General features: G+C 55.4%; 6 protein-coding genes. 2 read left to right on the top strand and 4 right to left on the bottom strand.

Features of this window, described 5'->3' with window-relative positions:
• Nucleotides 1-193 (top strand): transposase domain-containing protein (locus tag BN2476_RS44500; RefSeq protein ID WP_143811246.1); only part of this gene is annotated, 193 nt, incomplete at its 5' end.
• A 205-nt stretch (nucleotides 194-398) separates the two neighbouring features.
• On the opposite strand, the gene BN2476_RS44495 is transcribed toward BN2476_RS44500, so the two are convergent.
• From BN2476_RS44495 to BN2476_RS44480, 4 genes are all read right to left on the bottom strand, one after another.
• On the bottom strand, nucleotides 399-1,745 hold the full coding sequence (locus tag BN2476_RS44495; protein WP_160111893.1) for an RNA-directed DNA polymerase: 1,347 nt from the start codon (nucleotides 1,743-1,745) through the stop codon (nucleotides 399-401).
• Nucleotides 1,746-2,372: 627 nt separating this feature from the next.
• A complete protein-coding gene (locus BN2476_RS44490) occupies nucleotides 2,373-3,290 on the bottom strand; it encodes a hypothetical protein (RefSeq protein ID WP_143811245.1) in 918 nt (305 codons plus the stop codon).
• Between the two features lie 140 nt (nucleotides 3,291-3,430).
• Complete coding sequence (locus BN2476_RS44485; protein WP_087740437.1) at nucleotides 3,431-5,545, bottom strand: ATP-binding protein; 2,115 nt, start codon at nucleotides 5,543-5,545, stop codon at nucleotides 3,431-3,433.
• A complete protein-coding gene (locus BN2476_RS44480; protein WP_087740436.1) occupies nucleotides 5,542-6,933 on the bottom strand; it encodes an SIR2 family protein in 1,392 nt (463 codons plus the stop codon). The genes BN2476_RS44485 and BN2476_RS44480 overlap by 4 nt, the downstream gene beginning before the upstream one ends.
• A 427-nt stretch (nucleotides 6,934-7,360) precedes the next feature.
• Here BN2476_RS44480 and BN2476_RS44475 point away from each other — a divergent pair.
• On the top strand, nucleotides 7,361-8,073 hold a 713-nt coding region (locus BN2476_RS44475), incomplete at its 3' end, for a tyrosine-type recombinase/integrase (protein WP_087740435.1).

The raw sequence follows: 8,073 nt of genomic DNA, 5'->3' as shown, positions 1-8,073 counted from the left end.
GAACTGGCTGTTCACGGGCTCTTTGCGTGCGGGGCAACGTGCAGCCGCAATCATGAGCCTGATTCGATCATCGCAGCTCAACGGCCATGATCCATACGTCTACCTCAAAGACGTACTGAACCGCTTGCCCACGCATCGCGCCGACGATATCGCTCAGCTACTGCCTCATCGCTGGGCGCCGATCACCGCCTGATCGCCGGCGCGCACTCCCCGGGGTGTCATTGCCGGGCGCTTACAAACCTACCCCGAATGTCGGCGGTATGGCGGGCTGCCGACGTTGACAGCGCCGTTCAGCGGGATGGCATGCCTACGGCATCTGCCAACCCACAGATCCCATCCAGACCTTCTTTACTCAAGTGGCCGGTTGCGAGTGCTAGGTGCTCTGTGACGACTTCGACTCAAACGTCGCTCGAATCGAAATACTCTTCATCCATCTCGTCGAAATCAAACTCCTCCTCAATTTCCGCATCGGAATCAAAATCGAAGTCCTCGATATCTCCTGGCGGACTTTTAAAGTCAAAAATTGGGGGTACGTGTTTGTTCTCGTCATAGAACCGAACACCAGCCGTTTGGAGAGAACCAAAAAAGGGATGGTTGCTTATGAAGTCTGCATTCGCGATCCCTAGCCAGTGACGTCGCCCTCCTTCATAGGCAAGTAGCCAGTCGGCGCTTTGGAGCACTCCTGCCGCAGCATACTGCGCTAAGGGGCCGACCGGAAGGGGAGTCGATATAGTACCGCTGTGTTGCAGGTCGAGTAGCATCAAGGTGCATACGGGGCTACCCATACGCTCAACCTCGTTGACGGCCGCCGGGTCCAGATCAATGGTCAATTGCTTGCATACCCAGAGCAACCATGCCACCTCACCATGATGATCGGAAGCAGCGGACGCAGCGATCAGATTGTTGCATAGGCGGGCGACCGCGGCCTTGTCAATCGGATAACCGTGATGCTGGTAGGTTGAGAGGATGTGCGCAACGACCTGAATGGTGTTCGGAAAGCTAAATGCACACTTCAGCAAGTATGACTCAAAGATGCTCCAGTTCGACTTTTTGATGATAGTGGAGGAAATTTGCTTCACTCCGTACTTGATAAGGCTCTCGTCCTTGAACTTCTTTTCCAGGGAAAACAGACTTTCGAAATAGTGGTGAATGTCGTCTCGCTGCTCCTTTCGGGCAGGTGAAACAGTGAGCCTTTTGATCGCATATTTCCAAGACTCCTCGACAAGCTCTTTCGTTTCGATGATGCGCGTCTTCGACGCATTGATCTGAAGTTGATAGTCGCTAACCGCTCGGGTGATCGCTGCCAATGCACGCTCCGCTTCCTCACGCTTGCTGAAGAAAAAGAAGAAGTCGTCGACATAACGAAAGCCACGAGGCGCGCTCCCGAGTTCCTGTATGAACTGCTCGTCGATCGCAACAGCAACGATTTCTGCAAGGATATGTGACGTGTCCGGCCCAATCGGCAATCCGATGGTCTGGCCGTCCTGGATGCCCATAGAGCGCCCATCTAGAATGTTGCCGTACACGGCCGGAACCTTCTTCTGATTTGCTTTTGCAATTACTTTGGTGTGAAGCGCCCATGGAATGACATGGGTATAGATTGTGGGGAAAAATGCCGAAATATCAGTCACTAAGGCGTACCTAAATCCAGCCGCTGCGGTGATTTTCTCCTCGTGAAGCTCGCTGAATTTGGGAATCGTGATAGCACGCAAGCCGCCGACAATCGTCGGTTTGCTTTTTGACAACGGACTCTTCGCGTAGTGTTCCTGGATTTGCGTCCAATACTGACTAATATCGCGCGCGAGAAAATAGAATGAAGTTGGATTCAGTATTGCTGTTATCCGACGATAGTATGACGATCGGGGGACAGAGAAGCGCTCGGGCGAAGTCCTAGGTGGTTCGGTAGCCTCCCATTGATGCTGAAATTTAGGAAGCTCAGTTGCGAAAGACTCGGACGTGAAATTCGGTGGCAACTGAATGGGAAAGTAACCTCGGGAAAGCAAATCGCCAAGCATCGCCATAATTTTCCTCGCGTTTATTCACGGGTTGCATGATACAAGGATTTGCACGTCGACAATGCGTCGATGCGCCCGGCATGTGGTCCGAAGCCGCACTCCCAAGGCCGCGCTCGTTCATGGGCGACCGGTCGCAATGAAGTGCCCCGCCGGATGGGTGACGTTCGCGGGTCGGCTACTACCAACGTTCACGCGTGGGGAGCCGTGCGGCGACTGCAAATTGCTTTGCTGTCGTTTGCAATCAATAGACGGTGAAGGTTAGCTTCGATGGAACTCGAATGAATCTTCCCGAACTTGATTCACCCTTAAGGACGTCCGAATCAATGGCGACACCCCAGTGTGGAACGTCGGATTCTGTCAGAGTCCGGAATTATTTGGCAGCATGGCCAGATGCTCCCGGATGTCTCGATGAAAATCCTCCCCGTGTTCCTTTAACAGTAAATAGGCGAATATCTCGCGCAAAGAACGCCGCAGATGCGGTATATCGTCATGCATAATCGGTGCGTACGGAAACTCGCCGTACCTGCTCTCCGGGTGCATCGTGATCACCCTTTCCTCGTAGAATGATTCAAAATACCTTGTGGTCACATCTGGCGCATCCAGGCCAAATGGCGCATCGAAATGATTGTGAAGCCAAACAGCAGCGTCGTGTGCGGATGGATTTTCAATGCCGGAAGGTTGAAGATGGCTTTTGACGAGACTAAATGAGGCATCGAGTGCAATGTAGAGAGACAGGATAGCTTCTTCATTGAACTCGTAGTGCTGCCGAAGCATGTCGGCCTTAATGAGCGTATAGATTCCTCGGTAGAAAACGAAGCTCGCGCCGCGCAATTTGTCCCAGAATCTTAAGAGTCTATCGAATCCATATCTATCGGCTGGGATGACGGTGTATTTTTTTGGAATCGTCCCCGTGAGTCGGCCGTGCTGGCCAAACGGGCCTACGACGTCGCCAGCTGTCTTCAATATGAGATCGCGCACTCGATGGACTGTCAAAGGACATGTCATATCAAGATCTCGTGCGTCTAAGCGAGGACTATAACGGACGACAGGGTAAAGGCTTACGTATGGCTCATCGCGGAGCTCGCACAGAACGAGCGACGCCATGAAACGAAGTTCTTCTGGTGAAGCCCAGTCGAACTCTGAGTATGGTGCATCGTCGATAACGTCCGCCCAATCGCCACCTTGGACAACAGAAAATGCGACATCTTCATCGGCATAGAAGAATCCAGTTGGGACGTGCCGAACACCAGCTGGATAGCAACCCCTCGGATCCATGATCATCACGCGGTAAGTGGGGCTACCTTTCCGCGCGACGACCTCACGCTGCGGAAGGAAAGTCAATTCTTGCGAACTCGGTCGGCGACGCATCGTTTTTCTTAAAATGTACGCTGATGGATAGTCCGGGGAGAGATAAGTTACATCTCAGTTGAGTTGTCTAGCTGTTGCCAGTCGTCCGAAATCTGCTGCCAGTTGACATTCCGCTCGACCGATATTTCGTGGCCGGCCTCGTCCTGCCGTCTGCCAGACCATACGGCCCAGAAATCGGGGTCGTCGGATTTCGGTCGCTGGGTCTCATGCAGTTTCGTCATCTCAACCAACACGGGAAGCTCCGATGCCCACCCCATCAGAATCGCGTTGCGCGACGGGAGAGATGGCAAATCTCTAAGCAAGCCCCGGAGGTTGTCCGGCACGAGTCGGTGCACCAGTTCTTGGTCTCGGTCGTTGCTGATCCGATGCAGAAGGTAGCTGTTGCATTGCGAAAGAACCGTTGGAGACAGCTCGCTGGGGCGCTGTGACGACAGGACCAGTCCAAGTCCGAACTTACGGCCTTCGCGCGCAATTTTCTCGAACACCTGGCAGCAGATGGCTGCGGCGTTTTGATTCTCTGCATCATCGTTATAGCGACGGATGAACGTGTGCGCCTCTTCCATAACAAGCACTGTTGGTAACGTCTTGCCTTTGGAGGCTTTTCGGTATCGCTGGAGTGCTTCAAGTGTCATCCGTGCAATTACCGCAGTAACGATATGCACGACGTCCGCTGGCACAAGAGATAAGTCGATGACCGTTACGGTGCCGTTGGATGCCTCGTCATCGCCGATATAGTCGGTCAACCAACTCGCCAAGTTCATGTCGCTGGCACCGCTGGCGATCGTTTTCATGCGGCTATCTGAAAGAATCGTCCGGATACGCATCAGCATCGTCTCGACATACTCGGATACATTCAGTAGCTCAGCGTTAGCTTCCACGCTGCGCAGGAGCTGGTCGCCCGTGAATGGTCTCGGAATGTCAGCATCAATAGGAAGCACATCGACGTCGCTTCCCCCGAAAGCCAAGTGAGCGGTCTGCAACGATGCGAGAAGCCCGTCGACTTCAGCTTTAGTGAAATCGAGGTGCGGATACTTGTTAGCTGAAGTCGAAGTGCGGGCTACGATTAGCGTGTCGAGCACCGACTGTAGCGCTTCGAGGGCTATAGTCTCATTGCCGCGAAAGGATTGATCCAGTTCAAGGCTCCCACGCCATTTCTCGATTTTTTGAAGAAAGTTCTTGTTGTGCGGAAACGCTTTCCATGGGCTTCCTGAACTTCGCTCAATCTGAACAGCACTCACCAATGTACGCAGATAACGGCGCATATCGTGGCTTGGTGTGACGGCTGCGTCCACGCTGCCGTCGCGCACCGAGCGCAATGCTTGGATGAGCGTCGGGCGCTGCGCCCTTGAGCTGGCCTGTGTGAAGGCACTCCACTCCGCGGTGTTCCAGAACCATAGCGGTATTTGCAGTTGCCCGATTCCGTTGTTGGGATCAGCCTCGACCGCATAGAGTCGGACCTTGCTCATGTCCTTGAAGGTGTTTGAATATTCACCGTTCGGGTCAAGAACGATGAAGCGGGCATTCGGATTCTCATCACCTCGCGCTTTCTTGGCTTCTTCCATGGACCAACGGATGATCCCAGCGACAGAGCACGACTTTCCACTGCCAGTGTTTCCCAAGACGGCAAGATGGCGGCCGAACAGCCGGTCCGGATCAACCATCACCTCGGCATTCGCAGCGAGAGGACTTATCCCAATCTTCACCCGGCGATTTTCGCCCGACTCGACAATCGACCGTAGCTGGACCTGAGTCGGAAGCATTACCGGCGCACCGACCGAAGGATAGGCGTCGATGCCTCGACGAAAGTTGTAGCGTTCTTTGCCGGCGTGAGAGCCCTCATAAATCAAACGTCCCAGCGGGTTGAGACTCATTTTTCGAAGCGGATAGGGCAGGTCCACAAGTCCGAAGTCCTGCATCCCCTTGCGCTTGGGATACTGAGATCGCTCCACTGTGATCCATTCGACCTGAGCGACAAGATGTCCTTCGTCGCTGGGAATCAACACATACCCGTTGATGCGGGGAAACGGTCGTGGCGTCCCGGTATTCAAAGCGACAGCGTCGGGAGCTTCAATGTCTAGGAGCACTTTGATTTCGTCCGGAGAGACGAAGTCGATGCTTCCAATCCGCAGTGAGTCTGCGTAGGCGAGGGGAGAAATCGTCATGCGAGATCCTCCCCATCGAACACGTCCGGACCGCTACTCTCAGAGGGCTTGGGCGCTGCGGCAACGTTCCACCGCTGTTTGAGCAACTCACTCATGCGGAACGTCGTCTTGTCGATAGCAGCCTTTGGCAAGAAGTGTTCTGTGAGCTTTTGCAGGTCTGCGAGTACAGGCCCGATCAACAAGCTGATTTGGGGCGAGCGCCCAAGTTCTTCATAGGTCCCCATGATTCGCCCGAGCGGATCGTTAAACGATATGACCACCAGGTGCGTCGATGGGATCGTCAGCATGTCCCGAATCACCCGATTTATATGCTCGTCCCCGAAACTGTAGCCATAAGTGACCAAGGTGCTATTAGGTCTGCAGATAGCTGCGGCAAGGTCGCGGAAGAGTTCAACGTATGGGTAGTCCGAGGTTTCCCTGTCTTTCGCTGAGTTAGGGTAGATCATGAGCGCATGGGCGGTTGCGCCGTCCAAACCCGGTGCATTGAGAAAGGGTTCAACACTCTCCGCACCAAATGGAAGCCCGAGACGTCGAATGTCGGCGTTGGATTGAATCCAGTCGACCGAGCCGTGGAGCTTGGTGAAGCGAGCAACGCCTTCGAGATAGCGGGGTTCTCCCCGAATGCCAGGCGGGTTGTAGTGCATGTCCAGATCTAGTCTGGATGACCGAAAGATGGGCGTTAGGTTACCGAGGAATCTATCGAGCAGATGCAGCCCGGCTAACTCCGCACCTGCCTCTAGAAGACGGTCATAGTTGGTCGTGAAAATATTGAGCCTGTCTCGGACACCGGTCCGACTGGCAAAGCTCATGAGAAACGTGACGAGAATATTCAAAGCCTGCTCGCGCCGACTCTCTTCGGCAACCGCAATTCCCCGCTCGCTGAGCAATATCGACTTCGAAAAGGCAGTGAGGATGGCGGTAAGATCGTCCTCGAGCGCTTTCGACTCGTGGCTCATCCCGAGGATCCTCAAACCCCGCAGCAATTCATTGGCGACGCGCAACTGGTCCTCGATATTTCCAGCTTCACGGCCAGCCTTGCTGGCGGCCTCTACAGCCGCTTTCCCTATTTCACCGTCGTAGTTGGAAAACGATGTCGCGCCCATTCCCGTCGCGCCTACTCCCGTTGCGAGATAGTGGACAGCGTGAGTCAGACCGGAGCCGACGAGCATTGATAGGTGCTCCGACTGAAACAGTGATGTAAGCCACGGCTCAGCGCGATTTCGGAGTTCGGTGAGGCCAAATTCTTCGTTACTTATCCAAGACGCATTGCAACCCGGTGCAATTCGGAACGTGTTCGGCTTACCAGTTGGTGAAAAAAGGATCGGTCGAGGATCGTCGCGTACTTTTAGCACGTTCTCGAATTTCAGACTTTCGCTCTCTTCGCTCATCGCTTTTCCCTCTTTTAATTATCCGCAGGTCGCGAAGAATTATATCGATACCCGTATGTTGTGGGGCCGTGCTGCGGTACGACCACAAGCGCCGGCTCTCGCCGCTAGCCAGTCGCTTGGTTCGCGCCAGAGCAACGCTACACATTGGGGGGTGATAATCGCCGCCTCACCTGGTCGTGACGCGCCCCCGCGTTCCAAGGCGGCAGAATCAGGTTGTGTGGTCTACTTTCGAACGACCGCTTTCGTGAAACGTGGCCGCCGCTGTGGGTCGCAAGTGTGAGCTGGCCCGCGCAGAAGACAATTACTTCATTTCTTTATCCAGCCAACGTCTGCGACACACCACATTGCTGACGTAGACCCGGGCCTTATCGAACGTCCGCAATGGCCGACAGGACTAAACCGCTCGCGCGGTAGGGGNNACCTGCGCATGCGCAGGTTCGCACCGAAGACCCAGGCCGCCTATCTGCGTGCCGTACGTCAGTTCGCCCGATACCTCGGGCGTTCACCCGATACCGCCACCGTCGAGAACCTCCGGGACTACCAGCTGCATCTGGTCGATCACGGCGTGTCTCCGATATCGCTCAACGCCGCCATCAGCGGGCTGAAGTTCTTCTTCGAAGTCACGCTCGGCAAGCCGGAGCTGATGGCGCGGATGCAGCCGGTACGCGTGCCCCGCACGCTTCCGGTTGTGCTCAGCCCCGAGGAAGTGCGGCGGCTCATCGCGGCAGCCGGAAACCTCAAGCATCAGACCGCGCTGTCGGTCGCCTATGGTGCCGGGCTGCGTGCGAGCGAAGTGGTCGCGCTCAGGGTCAGTGACATCGACAGCCAGCGCATGACCCTGCGCATCGAGCAGGGCAAGGGCCGCCGCGACCGCTACGCGATGCTTTCGCCGGTCCTGCTCGAACGCCTGCGTGTCTGGTGGCGCGTGGCCCGTGCCCAGGGCTGCATGCTCGATGGCGGGTGGCTGTTCCCCGGCATGGATCCCGTCGATCCCCTCACGCCCAGGCAACTGACCCGCGCCGTCCATGCGGCCGCCGAGGCCGCAAACATCGACAAGCGCGTCTCCATGCATACGCTGAGGCATTCGTTTGCCACGCACCTGCTGGAACAGAAGGAGGATATCCGCGTGATCCAGGTGCT

This window comes from Paraburkholderia piptadeniae (assembly GCF_900007165.1).
Classification (GTDB): domain Bacteria; phylum Pseudomonadota; class Gammaproteobacteria; order Burkholderiales; family Burkholderiaceae; genus Paraburkholderia; species Paraburkholderia piptadeniae.
Note: the sequence above shows the minus strand (reverse complement) of the source record. Positions and strands in the feature narration are given on the sequence as shown.